This window comes from Vibrio sp. LQ2 (genome assembly GCF_023920125.1).
GTDB lineage: Bacteria > Pseudomonadota > Gammaproteobacteria > Enterobacterales > Vibrionaceae > Vibrio > Vibrio fluvialis.
This window is the reverse complement of sequence record NZ_CP085308.1, coordinates 2,448,912-2,463,908: the sequence shown is the minus strand read 5'-3', so window position 1 is coordinate 2,463,908 and position 14,997 is coordinate 2,448,912. Positions and strand designations below refer to the sequence as shown.

The 14,997-nt window shown below is 51.2% G+C and carries 16 protein-coding genes; 8 read left to right on the top strand and 8 right to left on the bottom strand.

The features are described from left to right. Window positions 1-99 precede the first annotated feature (99 nt). Both yegQ and LGV68_RS11540 read left to right on the top strand, forming a co-directional pair. On the top strand, window positions 100-1,500 hold the full coding sequence (yegQ, locus tag LGV68_RS11545) for a tRNA 5-hydroxyuridine modification protein YegQ (RefSeq protein ID WP_020330613.1): 1,401 nt from the start codon (window positions 100-102) through the stop codon (window positions 1,498-1,500). A gap of 2 nt (window positions 1,501-1,502) precedes the next feature. Continuing rightward, window positions 1,503-1,757 carry a YfhL family 4Fe-4S dicluster ferredoxin gene (locus LGV68_RS11540; protein ID WP_014205669.1) on the top strand — a complete coding sequence of 85 codons (255 nt, stop codon included), beginning with the start codon at window positions 1,503-1,505 and terminating at the stop codon, window positions 1,755-1,757. A gap of 53 nt (window positions 1,758-1,810) precedes the next feature. Here the strand turns inward: LGV68_RS11540 and LGV68_RS11535 are convergent, their stop codons facing one another. The 4 genes from LGV68_RS11535 to LGV68_RS11520 form a co-directional block, all read right to left on the bottom strand. After that, entirely contained in the window at window positions 1,811-3,232 is a 1,422-nt protein-coding gene (locus tag LGV68_RS11535; RefSeq protein WP_143683373.1) for an MDR family MFS transporter, read from the bottom strand. A 137-nt stretch (window positions 3,233-3,369) separates the two neighbouring features. Next, window positions 3,370-4,035, bottom strand: a complete 666-nt coding sequence (locus LGV68_RS11530; RefSeq protein ID WP_032081734.1) for a ChrR family anti-sigma-E factor — start codon at window positions 4,033-4,035, stop codon at window positions 3,370-3,372. Continuing rightward, on the bottom strand, window positions 4,032-4,616 hold the full coding sequence (locus LGV68_RS11525; RefSeq protein ID WP_252535234.1) for an RNA polymerase sigma factor: 585 nt from the start codon (window positions 4,614-4,616) through the stop codon (window positions 4,032-4,034). The genes LGV68_RS11530 and LGV68_RS11525 overlap by 4 nt, the downstream gene beginning before the upstream one ends. A 118-nt stretch (window positions 4,617-4,734) precedes the next feature. Further along, window positions 4,735-5,313: an LON peptidase substrate-binding domain-containing protein gene (locus LGV68_RS11520; RefSeq protein WP_044366321.1), complete on the bottom strand. Its 579-nt coding sequence runs from the start codon at window positions 5,311-5,313 to the stop codon at window positions 4,735-4,737. Between the two features lie 328 nt (window positions 5,314-5,641). On the opposite strand from LGV68_RS11520, the gene LGV68_RS11515 reads away from it, so the two are divergent. The 5 genes from LGV68_RS11515 to LGV68_RS11495 all read left to right on the top strand — a co-directional run bounded on the left by LGV68_RS11515 (window position 5,642) and on the right by LGV68_RS11495 (window position 10,296). Beyond that, complete coding sequence (locus tag LGV68_RS11515; protein WP_024373812.1) at window positions 5,642-6,445, top strand: outer membrane protein OmpK; 804 nt, start codon at window positions 5,642-5,644, stop codon at window positions 6,443-6,445. Between the two features lie 106 nt (window positions 6,446-6,551). Then, entirely contained in the window at window positions 6,552-7,442 is an 891-nt protein-coding gene (gene panE, locus LGV68_RS11510; protein WP_222753841.1) for a 2-dehydropantoate 2-reductase, read from the top strand. Beyond that, window positions 7,439-8,038: a DJ-1 family glyoxalase III gene (locus LGV68_RS11505; protein ID WP_020330605.1), complete on the top strand. Its 600-nt coding sequence runs from the start codon at window positions 7,439-7,441 to the stop codon at window positions 8,036-8,038. The genes panE and LGV68_RS11505 overlap by 4 nt, the downstream gene beginning before the upstream one ends. A 1-nt stretch (window position 8,039) precedes the next feature. Beyond that, a complete protein-coding gene (gene csdA / locus LGV68_RS11500) occupies window positions 8,040-9,251 on the top strand; it encodes a cysteine desulfurase CsdA (RefSeq protein WP_252535232.1) in 1,212 nt (403 codons plus the stop codon). Between the two features lie 121 nt (window positions 9,252-9,372). Continuing rightward, window positions 9,373-10,296, top strand: coding sequence for an endonuclease/exonuclease/phosphatase family protein (locus LGV68_RS11495; protein ID WP_252535230.1), 924 nt, complete (start codon window positions 9,373-9,375; stop codon window positions 10,294-10,296). Here the strand turns inward: LGV68_RS11495 and csdE are convergent. The 4 genes from csdE to LGV68_RS11475 form a co-directional block, all read right to left on the bottom strand. Beyond that, window positions 10,293-10,730, bottom strand: a complete 438-nt coding sequence (gene csdE / locus LGV68_RS11490) for a cysteine desulfurase sulfur acceptor subunit CsdE (protein ID WP_222728133.1) — start codon at window positions 10,728-10,730, stop codon at window positions 10,293-10,295. The genes LGV68_RS11495 and csdE overlap by 4 nt on opposite strands. A gap of 15 nt (window positions 10,731-10,745) precedes the next feature. After that, window positions 10,746-11,555, bottom strand: a complete 810-nt coding sequence (gene tcdA / locus LGV68_RS11485; RefSeq protein WP_024373817.1) for a tRNA cyclic N6-threonylcarbamoyladenosine(37) synthase TcdA — start codon at window positions 11,553-11,555, stop codon at window positions 10,746-10,748. 106 nt (window positions 11,556-11,661) lie between these two features. Then, the gene (gene mltA, locus LGV68_RS11480; protein ID WP_020330601.1) at window positions 11,662-12,777 is read right to left on the bottom strand and encodes a murein transglycosylase A; all 1,116 of its coding nucleotides are present in this window, start codon (window positions 12,775-12,777) and stop codon (window positions 11,662-11,664) included. Window positions 12,778-12,849: 72 nt separating this feature from the next. Beyond that, on the bottom strand, window positions 12,850-13,287 hold the full coding sequence (locus LGV68_RS11475) for a DUF2850 domain-containing protein (RefSeq protein WP_020429846.1): 438 nt from the start codon (window positions 13,285-13,287) through the stop codon (window positions 12,850-12,852). 190 nt (window positions 13,288-13,477) lie between these two features. Between LGV68_RS11475 and argA the strand changes: the two genes are divergently transcribed. Further along, entirely contained in the window at window positions 13,478-14,815 is a 1,338-nt protein-coding gene (gene argA, locus LGV68_RS11470) for an amino-acid N-acetyltransferase (RefSeq protein ID WP_024373819.1), read from the top strand. The last annotated feature ends 182 nt before the right edge of the window (window positions 14,816-14,997 follow it).

The following is a 14,997-nucleotide window of genomic DNA, read 5'->3' as shown; positions in this document are numbered from 1 at the left end:
CAACTGGTCATGAGTCACATTTTGGCGTAAAATTTGCGCCCCTTCCAATACCATCAGGTGGTATTGGCCTGACTTGAGATCAGATTGAGAATAGAAGCAATGTCTACTGAAAAAACTTTCGTCCCTGAACTGCTGTCACCGGCAGGCAGCCTGAAGAACATGCGCTACGCGTTCGCGTACGGTGCCGATGCCGTTTACGCTGGCCAGCCTCGTTACAGCCTTCGTGTACGTAACAACGAATTCAACCACGAAAACCTGCAAATCGGTATTAACGAAGCGCATGCCCTGGGTAAAAAGTTTTACGTGGTGTGCAACATTCAACCGCACAACTCAAAACTGAAAACCTTCATTCGCGATCTGAAACCTGTTGTCGACATGGGCCCGGATGCACTGATCATGTCTGATCCTGGCCTGATCATGATGGTGCGCGAAGCGTTCCCGGATATGGCGATTCACCTGTCAGTACAGGCGAACGCGGTAAACTGGGCAACCGTAAAATTCTGGTCGGCGAACGGCGTAGAGCGTGTGATCGTTTCTCGCGAACTGTCACTGGAAGAGATCGAAGAGATCCGCGAACACTGCCCGGAAACTGAACTGGAAGTGTTCGTGCACGGTGCACTGTGCATGGCGTACTCAGGTCGTTGCCTGCTGTCTGGCTACATCAACAAACGTGACCCGAACCAGGGCACTTGTACCAACGCTTGCCGTTGGGAATACAAAGTTGAGAAAGGCAAAGAAGACGACGCAGGTCAGATCGTGGAAGAGTTCGATCCAAATGCGCCACAAGCGATTGAAGTGCAGGAAGAACGTCCTGAAACCACCATCGGTCGTGGTAAGCCAATCGACGACGTGGTTCTGCTGTCTGAAAGCCATCGCCCTGAAGAAAAAATGGCCGCATTTGAAGATGAGCACGGCACTTACATCATGAACTCGAAAGACCTGCGCGCGGTTCAGCACGTTGAGCGTCTGACTAAAATGGGTGTGCACTCACTGAAAATCGAAGGTCGTACCAAATCGTTCTATTACTGTGCACGTACCGCGCAGGTTTACCGTAAAGCCATTGATGACGCCGTCGCTGGCAAACCATTTGATGAAACGCTGATGGGTACACTGGAGAGCCTGGCGCACCGCGGCTACACCGAAGGTTTCTTACGTCGCCACACGCACGATGCTTACCAGAACTACGACTACGGCTACTCAGTCTCTGACGCGCAGCAGTTTGTGGGTGAATTCACTGGCAAACGCCGTGGTGACATGGTCGAAGTAGAAGTGAAGAACAAGTTCATCATTGGTGACAGCCTGGAGCTGATGACACCAAAAGGTAACGTGGTTTTCACGCTAGAAGCGATGGAAAACCGTAAAGGCGAAGCAGTTGATGATGCAAAAGGCAACGGTCACTTCGTTTACATTCCGGTTCCTCAGGATATGGATCTGGAATACGGCCTGCTGATGCGCAACCTTAATGCTGGTCAGGATACCCGTAACCCGACAGGCAAATAATTATGGCACTGCTAATCACAGGTAAATGCACTAACTGTGACATGTGCGAGCCGGAATGTCCGAACGGCGCGATCTCGATGGGTGACAGCATCTACGAGATCAATCCGGATTTGTGTACCGAGTGTAAAGGTCACTATGACAAGCCAACGTGCGAGTCGGTGTGCCCGATCACCAACTGCATCATTACCGATCCGGCACACATTGAAACGGACGAGCAGCTGTTAGAAAAGTTCGTCATTATTCAGGGACTCGCCTGATACAAAAAAACGGCCTCTACGGGCCGTTTTTTTATGTCTGCCATACCGCATCTTTAACTGTAATCGTCGAGTTGAATCATCGGTGCGCGCAGCGCATTGAGCAGGCACAAGAATGCCAGTGACGCCGCGAGCAGATACCCCGCCTGAAACGCATCAATGATCACCTCACGCGGAGTCTCCAATAAAGCCGTCAGCGAACTTTCCGCGCTGAATCCCGGAATTTGCGAGTAAATCAGCGTACCAAACACCGCAGTCCCCACTGACGCACCCAACGAGCGCGATAAGCCCGCCATCGAGGTAATCCGCCCCAGATTCGCTTTGCCCGCAATGGTCTGAATGGTAATTTGGGTCGACGGCATAATCGTGCCCAGCCCCAGACAACAGAAAAATCCGATAGCGCTGACGGTGTACGGGCTTAGATCCAGCATCGCCAAGCTGAAAAATGCCACCGAACTGACGGACATACCACACACTGGCACCCACTTCGGCACACCGGTACGGGAAATCACTTTACCCGTGATAAAGGATCCACAAATCACGCCTGCCGAAAGCGGAATCATCAACATCCCCGATTGCGCCACGCTGACGCCGAGGCCAACCTGCAAGAAAATCGGTAGGAAAAACACCAGTGCAAACAAACAGGAAGCAAACAAAAACGTCGAGATGAGCGGAATGTGAATTTCCCGTTTTGCCAGCAGCGTCAACGGCAGAAAGGACTGTTTCACCCGTTGCTGCTGCGTGACAAACAGCGCCACCAGCAGCGCAAATAACCCAAGCAGGATAAAGCTCATACTCGAATTCCAGGCAAAGTAATGACCACCGGCGGAGAGCCAATAAATAATGACGGTCATCAGGCTGGGAAACAGAATCAACCCAAACACATCTATGCGGGCTTTGCTGGCTTTTTCCTGAGTCGATTTGAGCTTAGACAAACGATAGAGCGCAAAACCGACCAGCGGCAGGTTAATCCAGAACAGCCAGTGCCAGGTCAGATAGGTCACAATCACCCCGCCGAGCACCGGACCACCGATACTGGCGAGCGCAAACAACGAAGCGAAATAGCCCTGAAAACGCGCCCGTTGACGCGGCGGCACCAACTCACCAATCAGGGCCTGCGACAAGCTCATCAAGCCACCGCTGCCCAGCCCCTGAACGATTCGTCCGGCGACCAATAGCGGCATATTCACCGCCAAAGCGCACACGATAGAGCCGAGCGCAAAAATGCTCAGCGCGATCGCCAACATTTTCTTACGCCCGTATTGATCCCCCAGCCAGCCGTACACAGGCACCGAAGCCGCCCCGGCCAGCATGTAACCGACGGCGATCCAGGAAGAGAGCTGCATGTCGCCAAGATCGCGCACCATGGCGGGGGTTGCGGTGGCGAGCAGTGTCTGGTCCACCGCAGCAAGAAACATCGGCAAAAAGACGGTGGTAAAAATAGTGAGAAAGGTTTTTTTATCAACGGGCTGAGACATAACGCATTCTATGTGGTGAAAACGTCACCATCATACACTGAACGAGAGTAACAAATGCCAGAGAAATGTAGTCCGGCAAAAAAAAGGCCACGCAACGTGGCCAAAATCAAGAAGGAGCTTAGGACTATAATATTTGCCTAGGGGTAAAGACCTTTTCCGAACAGGTTAAAGATGCGCGCCACCCCCTGAGTAAACACCATCGGCTGCGTCAGCACCGTCAGGCATAAACAATCCTGCTGATGCGCGGTTTGCGGTGAATGACGGATTGAGGCGTCACGCTGCAGGAAGTCTCCCGCATCATAATGACCATCTTCATCACTGAACGCGCCATGCAGCACCAGAGTCGATTCCATACCACGGTGAGTGTGCTGGGGAATACTGACGCCAGCGCTGATGTACATCAGATTCATATGCACGTCATCATCATTATGCAGTGGCAGGCTATACACTTTTCCACCATAACTGCGCCATTTGGCATTGGGCGAAATCAGTCGCTTGAGCGCGCGCGGCACAGGAATCTGTTTGCCGTTAACCGTCACCAGCACAGGTTTGTTGCTCAGCGGTTTAGGCACAGGTTTCACCTCATGCGCGGTGATCTGGTTCAACATTTGCTGCCAATTGTGCTCGCTGTCACCAGCCTGCATATTGAGCAGTTCCGCGCCTTGTTGCTCTTCGAGCTGCCTGGCCTTATGGCGGCAGCGAGGGCACATTTCCAAGTGAGTAGCCACAGCGAGGCCGTGGGTTGCGTCTATTGAGCCTTCGGCATAGGCTTCGATTAATTGAAGGTCAGGATGGTAGCTCATAACCGCTCCGCATCGATTGAAGTTCTAAGTTTTTCTACCGCTAAACGCAGGCGAGATTTCACCGTACCCAGAGGAATGTTGAACATTTCCGCTACCTGCTGATGAGGCAGCTCCTCCAAATACACCGCCCGCACCACTTTTTGCTGCGCTTCCGGTAGCGTATCCAAAAATTTCAGCACCTGTTCTTTGAGCATTTCATGCTCCGGTGCGTAGTGTTCCACCATGTCAGGCGGACAAAAATCACTGGGCCAAATGTCATCGGCCAGCACGTGAGGTTCTTTGCCTTTCTGCTTGCGCAGCAGGTCAAAGCACAGATTACGTGCAATCGTGTATATCCAGGTCGATAACGAACTTTTGTCACCATCGAACAGGTGCGACTTTTGCCAAACCGTGGCCATCGTCTCTTGCACCAGCTCCAAAGCGACCTGCTCGTTGCCCAGATGCTTAAAAACAAACTGTTTCAAACGCGGCGAGAAATAGTGAAACACGACCGCAAACGCGTCTTTGTCATGCTGCTTCACTTTTTCCATACACACTGTCCAGTCCTGCCGGCTGAAAATTTGTGGATTTACACTCGTCATAGGATGTCCTGTCCTTCGCAGCCCGAATTTCGGGCCCTCTGTCACCTAACGTCAACTTCTACGTCAGTACAGCAGATTCGATCACTCTTATCAGTATAGTGGTCTTGTTGCGACGGACTTAATCGTTGTAGGTCTCAATCGTCTGCGTCAGAAATGCCAACGCACGGTGACAATCCTCATGTTGCGACAGAGCATCAAACTGCTGATTCGACAGCGGCAGCAATTCCAGCCAGCGCTGCGCCACCCAACTGGCATCGTCGAAAAAACGATGCGGGTAGAGCTCGCCAATCTGAGGAAATTCTTTATACAGATTCTGCAGATGATGACTGAGAAACATTTGTGCGTCACCGATGGATTCTGTCGGCCAACTGGGTTGCCATTCCACTTTCGCACGGCGCAAGCCATCGTACTCCACCCGCACTTTGTGAATGGCGAAACGTTTGATGCCGACCACAGTGATGCCGAGCAATCCGTCACTTAGTGATTCAAAATCAACAATTTTTACCCATGTACCAAATTCAGAAAGTGGATTTGCATTTGGTTTGATTTTGCTATCAAACAAACACATTCCAAAACCGCTGTTCGCCTTGCTGCATTCTGCCACCATACGTTTGTATCTTGGTTCAAAAATGCGCAATTTCATCTTCCCTTCCGGCAAAACAATTGAGCTCAGCGGGAATAACATGATCTCTTCCATGCCAAATTCCTGTTTCCGAGTGTTTTTTGTGTCTACGAGATTGGCAAATTCTCCGATCACTTACTAAATATGTTGGTTAATCGATGTGCTTAAAACTTCGGTTTACCACCTACGCAAACGATCAAGATCACAATAAAAATGCAATAAAATGAAATATAAAAAAGTTCCCTAACTTTTATCAATACATGTGATCAACATCACTAAGAGTGATTATTTTTGCATCCTTTATCACTTTTAATTGAGAATTTTGTCGCTATTATTCCCGTCAATTGGAAGAGCCGAGGAATAATTGCTCTTCTGAATTAATACAAACATAGAGAGTCCCCTAATGCGTAAATCACTTTTAGCTCTTAGCCTTCTTGCGGCTACTTCAGCGCCAGTTCTGGCGGCTGACTATTCAGATGGCGATATCCACAAAAACGATTACAAGTGGATGCAATTCAACCTGATGGGTGCGTTTGACGAACTGCCAGGCGAGTCTAGCCACGACTACATGGAGATGGAGTTTGGTGGTCGCTCGGGAATTTTCGACCTGTACGGTTACGTTGACGTATTCAACCTAGCAAGCAAATCAAGCAGCGACAAAGCGACTGCAGGCAGCAAAATCTTCATGAAATTTGCTCCACGTATGTCTCTGGACGCACTGACTGGTAAAGATCTGTCTTTCGGTCCAGTACAAGAGCTGTACATTGCATCTCTGATCGAGTGGGACGGCGCAACTAACTACTCTGATTCATACGCAGTAAACAACCAAAAAATCGGTCTGGGTTCAGACGTCATGGTTCCTTGGTTGGGCAAAATTGGCGTAAACCTATACGCAACTTGGGATGGCGACGGTAAAGAGTGGAACGGTTACCACTTTGCTACTAACTGGTTCAAACCTTTCTACTTCTTTGAAAACGGTTCATTCATCTCTTACCAAGGTTACATCGATTACCAATTCGGTATGAAAGATGAGTTCGCATCTTCAAGTACTGGCGGCGCGATGTTCAACGGTATCTACTGGCACTCAGACCGCTTCGCAGTGGGTTACGGCCTGAAAGGCTACAAAGACGTTTACGGTATCAAAGACTCTGACTCTCTGAAATCAACTGGCTTTGGTCACTACGTATCTGTAACTTACAAGTTCTAATTCTGACTTGCAGTTACGCAGAAAAGGCGCCGATGGGCGCCTTTTTTATTGCTTTCAGCAAGCTGAGCATTATCCTTAGCGCAAACCCTTAACCAAAGCATGTTCAATGAATATAGTGGTCGTTGGCCCGGGCGCGGTCGGCAGTTTGTGGGCCTACTCTCTGCAACAGGCCGGACATCGCGTGTCACTGTGGGGCACTCAGGATACGTCTCACTGGGCACTTCAGCTCGATGAATCGCCCAGCATCGATTTTGCCTACAATCAACCAGACACCTTACGTCATGCCGATCTGTTGCTGGTAACGGTCAAGGCCTGGCAAGTCGAATCCGCCCTACAGCCGCTGCTGCCGCTCATCGAACAAGAGACCATTTTACTGTTTATGCATAATGGGATGGGCGCACTGGATAATCTTGCTGACCGATTGCGCACGTTCCCGGCACTGCTTGCGACAACGACCCATGGTGCGCTGAAGACCTCCGCTCACACGGTGAAACACACCGGTCTTGGACATACTCAGCTAGGCGCGTTTAATCCGCTCGGCGCCCAGTGCGAATTTATCGCCGAGGTGCTCAATCACGCTCTGCCTTCTGTGGCGTGGAACATGCACATCGAACAGGCGTTGTGGCAAAAATTGGCGGTGAACTGCGCCATCAACCCGCTGACTGCGATTCATCACATTACCAATGGTGAACTGGCGCAGCCGCAGTACCGCCAGACATTGGATAGTATCGTGACAGAAGTCGTCAGCGTCATGCAGGCTGAACGCATGCCGGTCGATCTTGCGGCTCTCCGAGCGACGGTCGACAACGTGATACACGCGACCGCCGCCAATCGTTCTTCGATGCATCAGGATATTTTTCATCGTCGGCGAACCGAGATAGACTTTATTACGGGCTATGTGGTGCGCAAAGCGCAGCAACACGGATTGGCCGTACCTGCCAATCTGGCTCTTTATCAACACATTCAATCAATCGAACAAAGTTGGACACAATCATGACAAAACGAATTCTGGTACCGATCGCTCCGGGCACCGAAGAGATGGAAGCCGTCACCATTATCGACATTCTGGTACGTGCAGGCTATCAGGTGGTTGTCGCCAGCGCTGATTTCGACGGTAAACTGACCATGACCGCCTCGCGCGGCGTGACGCTGACAGCGGAATGCAAGTTGGTCGACGTCGCCGACGACGAATTTGATGCGGTAGTGCTGGCTGGTGGTGTCGGCGGTGCGGAAAACTTTCGTGACAGCACACTGCTGGTCGAAATCATCAAACAGCAAAAATACGATGGCCGTTTGGTGGCCGCGATCTGCGCATCTCCGGCCGTCGTACTGCAACACCACGATCTGTTTCCGGGTGCACTGATGACCTGTCATCCGAATTTTCAGGATCGCATTCCGCAGGACTTATGGCGCAACCGCCGCGTGACGTTTGACGTCAACAACAACCTGCTCACCAGTCAAGGGCCAGGTACAGCGCTGGAATTTGCCGTGGAGATCATTGTGCAGTTGTCGGGCAAAGAACTGGCCCGCGAAGTGGCGCTGCCATTGGTTGCTCTGCCACAACTGAACTACGAAAAGCTGGGTGAAGAGTAACATGTTAGACATCGCCGCCATTCGCGCGCAATTTCCCGCCCTCAACCAGACGGTAAATGAGCAGCCGCTGATCTATCTCGACAGCGCCGCGACGACGCAGAAACCTCAGGTCGTGATTGACGCGATTACCCGTTACTACAGCGCGCAAAACGCCAACGTGCACCGCGGCAGCCACAGCCTGACAGCACACGCCACCAGCCAGTTTGAAGCTGCGCGTGAGTGTGTAGCGCAGTTTATCGGCGCACCAAGTACTAAGAGCATCATCTGGACTCGCGGGGCAACCGAAGCACTCAACCTCATCGCACAAACCTACGCACGTAATACACTTAAAGCTGGTGATGAAATTCTGATCAGCGAAACCGAGCACCACGCCAATATTGTGCCGTGGCAGATTGTCGCCGAACAGACGGGGGCCAAAGTAGTCAAGGTGCCGATGACCCGCGACGGTGAATTTGGTCTCGAAGCGTTCCATGAACTGTTGTCGGAGCGCTGCAAAATCGTTGCGATGGCCCACATTACCAATGTCACGGGCGCGCGCCAGCCGATTGAAGCAGTGATCGCAGCCGCGCATCAAGTGGGTGCCATTGTCGTGGTCGATGGCGCTCAGGGCATCGTGCACGAAACCGTCGATGTTGCAGCTCTGGATGCCGACTTTTATGTCTTCTCCGGCCATAAGCTGTATGCGCCTGCCGGGATCGGCGTGTTGTACGGTAAGCAGGCATTACTGGAAGCGATGCCACCGTGGCATGGTGGCGGCAAGATGGTCGAGAAAGTCTCGTTCGGCGGTACCACTTACTCCGGGCTACCGGGCAAGTTTGAAGCTGGCACGCCGAACGTGGCAGGCGCGATTGCGCTCAAAGCCGCCATCGACTGGTACAGCCAGCTTGACCGCGGTGAGGTGGAAGCGCATCTGCATCATCTGCAAACCCTGACCTATCAAGCACTGAGCAAAATGGAAGATATTCGAGTGCTGGGCTATCAGCCTGATGCCAGCATTCTGAGCGTGGTGATGGAGGGTGTACACCATCAGGATCTCGCCACCTTACTCGATCAACAAGGCATTGCCGTGCGCGCAGGTCATCACTGTGCTCATCCGTTAATGGAAGCGTTTGGCGTCAAAGGCACCGTGCGGATTTCGTTTGGCATTTACAACTCTGAGCAGGAAGTCGCGCAGCTGATCAAAGCGATCGAAAAAGCGGTCGACATTCTCTAGAAAAATAGTCGCTACGTGCTGAGACCAATAAGCCGGGCTTAGAGTGAAAAGAAGAGAACTGTCTCAACAGAATTGATTGCTAGACTAACTGATGTATCGCCTCAAAAGGAACGAGCCAGAGATGAGCAAAAAAGTGGGATTGTGGCTATTCATCATGCTCTTTGCCCTGTTTTACTGGGTAGTTCAAGCTCAGCAACAGATATGGTGGGGAGAGAACCTCGCCGCCTATCCGCCGCTTTTTATTCTGCCGTTCGTTATTTTACTGCTGGTCGGCTTGTACCAAAAAGCTTGGCTCGCCGTGTTAGCCTGCATTTTCTTCATTGCCTATCTGGTTCTTGCCGCACCACACGATTCCGCGGTCGTGAATCGCGAGTGCCACCGTCCGGTGCGCATCTTTCAATACAACATGTTGTTTTCCAATCAACATGTGGATCAACTGATTGCGTATCTATCCAAAGAGCAACCGGATCTGGTGGTATTGCAAGAGGTGACGGTTAACCATTTCGAACAATTGCAGTCGCTCGATGAGCGCTATCCCTATCGCTTTGGTGGGCAACCTAAAGTCGGTTTACCCTCCCATCAATTGATTTTTTCCCAGCAACATCTGTATGGGATACACGCCTATTATTACGAGGGTTACCACAATTTCATTCGAGGCATTTGGCAACTGGATGAGAACCATCCAGTGTCGCTGCTGATTGCTCATCCCCCCTCGCCTCGCAACAATGAGCTATGGCAAAGAAGAAATGCGCTCATACAGGCTTTGGAGTATCAAACGACACAAAGCCCAACCGAAGATATTCTTGTCATTGGAGATATGAACTTGTCAGGACAAAGCGCACGCTTTCATACGCTTTTTCGGCAGATGCAGACCGTTCCGATTGCAAGTTGGCCGAATCACCCAAAATTTGCACTGCCTGCGTGGCTAAAAATTTCGATTGATCATTTGTGGCTAAATAGCGAACTCGCTATCTGCAAAAGAGAAACCGTCCAAGAACTGAACGGCTCAGATCATAACGCGATAATGACTTACGTAGGCCGTTAACGGCTAGGCTGCGTCATGGTTTGGATCTGCTCGACGATGGCGCGCAGACCGTTGCCGCGTGACGGACTTAAATGGGCAATTAACCCCAGTTGGTCAAAATAGTCATTGATGTCGAACGCCTGAATCTCAGCGGCCGTTTTTCCGTCAAACGCCGCCAGCACAATCGCAATCAAACCGCGCACGATACGCGCGTCAGAGTCGGCGCAGAAATGCCATACGCCCTCGTGCGACTCCCCCACCAGCCACACCAGACTCTCGCAGCCCGATACCGTCACCTGCTCGCTTTTCAGTTCGTCAGGCATCTGAGGCAGTTTTTTCCCCCACTGAACCACCTGGCGATAGCGATCTTCCCAGCCGTGCAGCGACTGCATCGTCGTGACGATCTGTTCACTGGTGATTTCACGACCAAACGGAGATGTGGGATAGCGAGACATAACAACCCTGCCTATTTATTTTCTGTGTTTCTGAATCAGTTTTTCGACGATGCGTGAAACCGCCACAAAACCAAAGGTTGCCGTGACGACAGTGGCTGCGCCAAAGCCGCTGGCACAATCCATGCGCTTCGGACCTTCCGCCGTCGATTTCACCGCGCACACACTGCCATCCGCTTGCGGGTACTTGAGCTGCTCGGTTGAAAAAACGCAGTCGATACCAAACTTACGCGCCGGATTAGTCGGGAAATTATGGAAACGACGCAGGCGATCTTTGATTTTCTTCGCCAGCGGATCCTGAATGGTTTTGGTCAGATCAGCGACCATGATTTGAGTAGGATCGGTCTGACCGCCCGCCCCCCCCGTGGTGATCACTTTGATTTTATTGCTGCGACAGTACGCCAGCAACGACGCTTTGGCTTTCACGCTGTCAATAGCATCAAGCACGTAATCGAACTCTTTGCTCAGGTATTCATGCTGATTGTCCGGAGTGATGAAATCGTCAATCAAATTAACTTTGCATTCCGGGTTGATCAGTTTCACCCGTTCTGCCATCACTTCAATCTTGCTCTTGCCGACGTTGCCGCTCAGCGCATGGATCTGACGGTTAATGTTGGTCACACACACGTCGTCCATATCAATCAGCGTCAGTTCGCCAATGCCGGTACGCGCCAGTGCTTCCACCGCCCAGGAACCGACACCGCCGATGCCGATGACACACACATGCGCCGCTCGCAGAATATCGACTTCAGAGTGGCCGTATAAACGGCGGGTACCACCAAAACGCTGGTTGTAACTGTCTGAGGCTGGAGTATCGAGTTCACGCATGTTCATCATCCAAAATCGGGATCGTTAATCCGCAATGATAAGGTTCACAAAAAGAAAGAGTGCGATTTATACGCACTCTTTTCGAAAAAGTCTAGCTGACCGCGGGCTATTGTAACTTCTCTGGCGGCAGAGCCCAAGGTGCTTGTGTCGGTGAGTTTTCCAGCCCCAGTTTCCACACGCGGCCGAAGTGCTTGTAGTGACCGGCTTCAGTGCCAGCACGCGGCCCCATGCCGTGATAGAGATCGAGATGGTTCTGTTTCACCGCTCCGCCGGTATCGAGCACAATCAGCAGACGCAACTGATGCGCGCCCGACCACGTGCCATCGGCATTGAGTAGCGGCACTTCGGCCAGAATCGGTGTGCCCATCGGGAACAGCGAACGGTCGCCAGCGACGGAGGCCATTGGCAATAGTGGAATACCCGCACTGCCCGTCACAGGCGCCGCGGCGCGCGGTTGGAAAAACACGTACGACGGGTTCTGCTCTAGCAGCTCTTTGACGGTGGCATCATCGTTAGCCAGCACCCAGTCTTTGATCGCTTTGAGAGACATCTTTTCACGCTCAACCAACCCGCGTTCAATCAGAATACGGCCGATGCTGACATAAGCCTTGTTGTTCTTGCCGGCGTAGGCAAAGTATTCCAGCGTGTCGTCATCGCCAAAATGGACAAAACCGCTGCCCTGCACTTCCATAATAAATGGGTCGATACGGTTGGCCGCAAAGCCCAGCTCCAGCCCCTGGCCACTCAGTGCGCCATCATAGATTTGCGCGCGGGTCGGACACTCAGCATCACAGGCAGGCATGCCATAGACCGGGAAATGGAACTCAGGATCCGGCGTATGACGCAACTCAATCACCGGAGAAAAGTAGCCGGTAAACAGCACGTTGCCCTGCTTATCGCCGCCGCCCAACTGCGCCGCCTGAACGCCAAACTGAGCCAGCTCGGCCGGATCGCCACTTTGTAACACCCAATCATTCAGCTTTTGATACAGCGGCCCATAAATCGCAGCCATCGACGGCGACTTCTCCACCACTTGCTCGCTCTGCTTGGCAAACTCGGTGAAATCACGCGGTTTATTGGATTCGATCTGCTCGACTTTGTTCAGCGTCTGCGGGAATTCATCATCCAGATATTGCTGGGCACGATCCGTTGGTTGCGCACAACCGAACAGAACCGTCAGAGGGAGTGCCAGAGTGGCAAATGGGAAAAGACGTTTTATCACTGGAGTTTATCCGTTATCGAAGTTCAGCGAAAAGGATGACAAACTCCAGTAAGAAGCGCAATTGTCGAATTGTTAACGAAGGTTTTTTTGATGTTTTCCTGACAATTGGAAGGTCGGATTGTAATGTGCGGGTGAAATCAGCGTCATTTCGGTGTTCTCTTCATTCAGCATTTTGTAGCGATACTCCTGATCACCGATACGATACTCAAGATAACGACCATTAAAATCGAACGATGTCGTCACCACGCGTCCTTCGATCACCACGCCTTTCGCTTCCAGTTCGATTTTCTGCGCTGCATAAGGCGCGACATTCTGCTCCACCCACAAACCATAAACATCGCTTTTTGGTGGCAAAAACAGGTCGGCAACGCGTCCGAACACATTGCTGACCATTACGATCACTATTATCGTTCCAACGAGAGCGATCGAGAGCAGCATGCGCTCAATGGCTTTTCGTTTACGTAGACGAAGTTCGTCATTCACTGGCTCTAACGCCTCACTTTTAAGCATTTTGTTTCCATCTGAGTTGACGGTTTACGGCACCCTCGGCCTGACTTCGCTGACAGTCTATCTCAGCCTTATCACACGACTGAAACGTCACGACGATATTTTGCATCAGACTCAAAAAAACCACTTGTCTCAAGATGAATAAAAAGTCATTATTTGGACATATTTAAACATCCAATTCGAGTATCCGGCCGTGAAAATTCGTAGTACCGCCCTTGTTAAGGGATTCAGACAATCAGCCCCTTATGTCAATGCTCACCGCGGCAAAATCATGGTGGTGATGGTTGGCGGCGAAGCGATTGCTGATAAGAATTTCTCAAACATTATCAGCGACCTGGCACTGCTACATAGTCTGGGCGTCAAGATAGTACTGGTTCACGGCGCGCGCCCACAGATCAATCAGATTTTAGCTACCCACAATCGCTCTACGCCTTATCACAAAGGCATTCGCGTTACCGACGAAGAAGCGCTCAGCTTGGTTATGCAAGCGGCGGGTCAGCTGCAACTGGCGATCACCGCCCGTCTTTCGATGAGCCTCAACAACACACCGATGGCCGGGACTCAGCTCAACGTCGTCAGTGGTAACTTTGTTATCTCTCAACCATTAGGTGTAGATGACGGCATCGATTATTGCCATAGCGGACGCATTCGCCGCATTGACATCGATGGCATCAACCGCACGCTCGATCAGGGTTCTATCGTCGTTCTTGGCCCGATAGCAAGTTCAGTCACCGGAGAATGTTTTAATCTTCTCTCTGAAGAAGTGGCGACCCAAGTGGCGATAAGATTAAAAGCCGATAAGCTGATCGGCTTTTGTTCCACTCAAGGTATCATCGATGAAAATGGTAACTCGATTGCAGAGCTGTTTCCGGCGGATGTCGAGAAAATCGTTAGCCGTTTGGAATCAGAAACCAATCCGGATATTGATGACACCACTGGTACCCTGCGCTTTTTACGAGCGGCGATTGCCGCCTGCCGCGCTGGAGTTCCGCGCAGCCATTTAGTCAGTTACAAGGAAGATGGCGCACTGATTCAGGAGCTGTTCTCGTTTGACGGTATCGGGACTCAGATCGTCATGGCGAGTGCCGAACAAGTACGTCTGGCGCAGATTGACGACATCGGCGGCATCTTCGATTTAATTCGTCCGCTGGAAGAACAAGGGATTCTGGTGCGCCGCTCGCGCGAGCAGCTCGAGCAAGAGATCCACAAATTCACCATCATCGATAAAGATGGCCTGCTGATTGGCTGCGCCGCCTTGTATCCGTATCAGGAAGAGAGCATGGCCGAAATGGCGTGCGTAGCGATTCATCCGGAATACCGTGATGGTAACCGTGGCTTGCTGCTACTCAACCACATGAAGCATCAGGCGAAACAGATGGGCATTCAACGTCTGTTTGTGCTGACGACGCACAGTTTGCACTGGTTCCGCGAACAAGGGTTTATTGAAGTGGGTGTCGATAAATTACCGATGGCAAAACAGAGTCTGTACAACTATCAGCGCCGCTCAAAGATCTTGATTTTGAACCTGTAATCGTCCTTACACAGCCTGTTTTTACCAAACAGACAGCATAAATCGCTAAAATTAAGTCAAACAGAAAGCTGCAATCCATTGCATCTTTCTGTTCATAAAATCACCACTTTTCAAACTGTAAATAACTGTGTAAAATTCGCCCACTTGTGACTTAGATCTACTTTTGAGTTACAAGCTCTAGG

Bases quoted from the DNA above. Each gene is read 5' to 3' on its own strand.
- yegQ (WP_020330613.1), top strand. From the start codon at position 100: ATGTCTACTGAAAAAACTTTCGTCCCTGAACTGCTGTCACCGGCAGGC.
- LGV68_RS11540 (WP_014205669.1), top strand. From the start codon at position 1,503: ATGGCACTGCTAATCACAGGTAAATGCACTAACTGTGACATGTGCGAG.
- LGV68_RS11535 (WP_143683373.1), bottom strand. From the start codon at position 3,232: ATGTCTCAGCCCGTTGATAAAAAAACCTTTCTCACTATTTTTACCACC.
- LGV68_RS11530 (WP_032081734.1), bottom strand. From the start codon at position 4,035: ATGAGCTACCATCCTGACCTTCAATTAATCGAAGCCTATGCCGAAGGC.
- LGV68_RS11525 (WP_252535234.1), bottom strand. From the start codon at position 4,616: ATGACGAGTGTAAATCCACAAATTTTCAGCCGGCAGGACTGGACAGTG.
- LGV68_RS11520 (WP_044366321.1), bottom strand. From the start codon at position 5,313: ATGGAAGAGATCATGTTATTCCCGCTGAGCTCAATTGTTTTGCCGGAA.
- LGV68_RS11515 (WP_024373812.1), top strand. From the start codon at position 5,642: ATGCGTAAATCACTTTTAGCTCTTAGCCTTCTTGCGGCTACTTCAGCG.
- panE (WP_222753841.1), top strand. From the start codon at position 6,552: ATGAATATAGTGGTCGTTGGCCCGGGCGCGGTCGGCAGTTTGTGGGCC.
- LGV68_RS11505 (WP_020330605.1), top strand. From the start codon at position 7,439: ATGACAAAACGAATTCTGGTACCGATCGCTCCGGGCACCGAAGAGATG.
- csdA (WP_252535232.1), top strand. From the start codon at position 8,040: ATGTTAGACATCGCCGCCATTCGCGCGCAATTTCCCGCCCTCAACCAG.
- LGV68_RS11495 (WP_252535230.1), top strand. From the start codon at position 9,373: ATGAGCAAAAAAGTGGGATTGTGGCTATTCATCATGCTCTTTGCCCTG.
- csdE (WP_222728133.1), bottom strand. From the start codon at position 10,730: ATGTCTCGCTATCCCACATCTCCGTTTGGTCGTGAAATCACCAGTGAA.
- tcdA (WP_024373817.1), bottom strand. From the start codon at position 11,555: ATGCGTGAACTCGATACTCCAGCCTCAGACAGTTACAACCAGCGTTTT.
- LGV68_RS11475 (WP_020429846.1), bottom strand. From the start codon at position 13,287: ATGCTTAAAAGTGAGGCGTTAGAGCCAGTGAATGACGAACTTCGTCTA.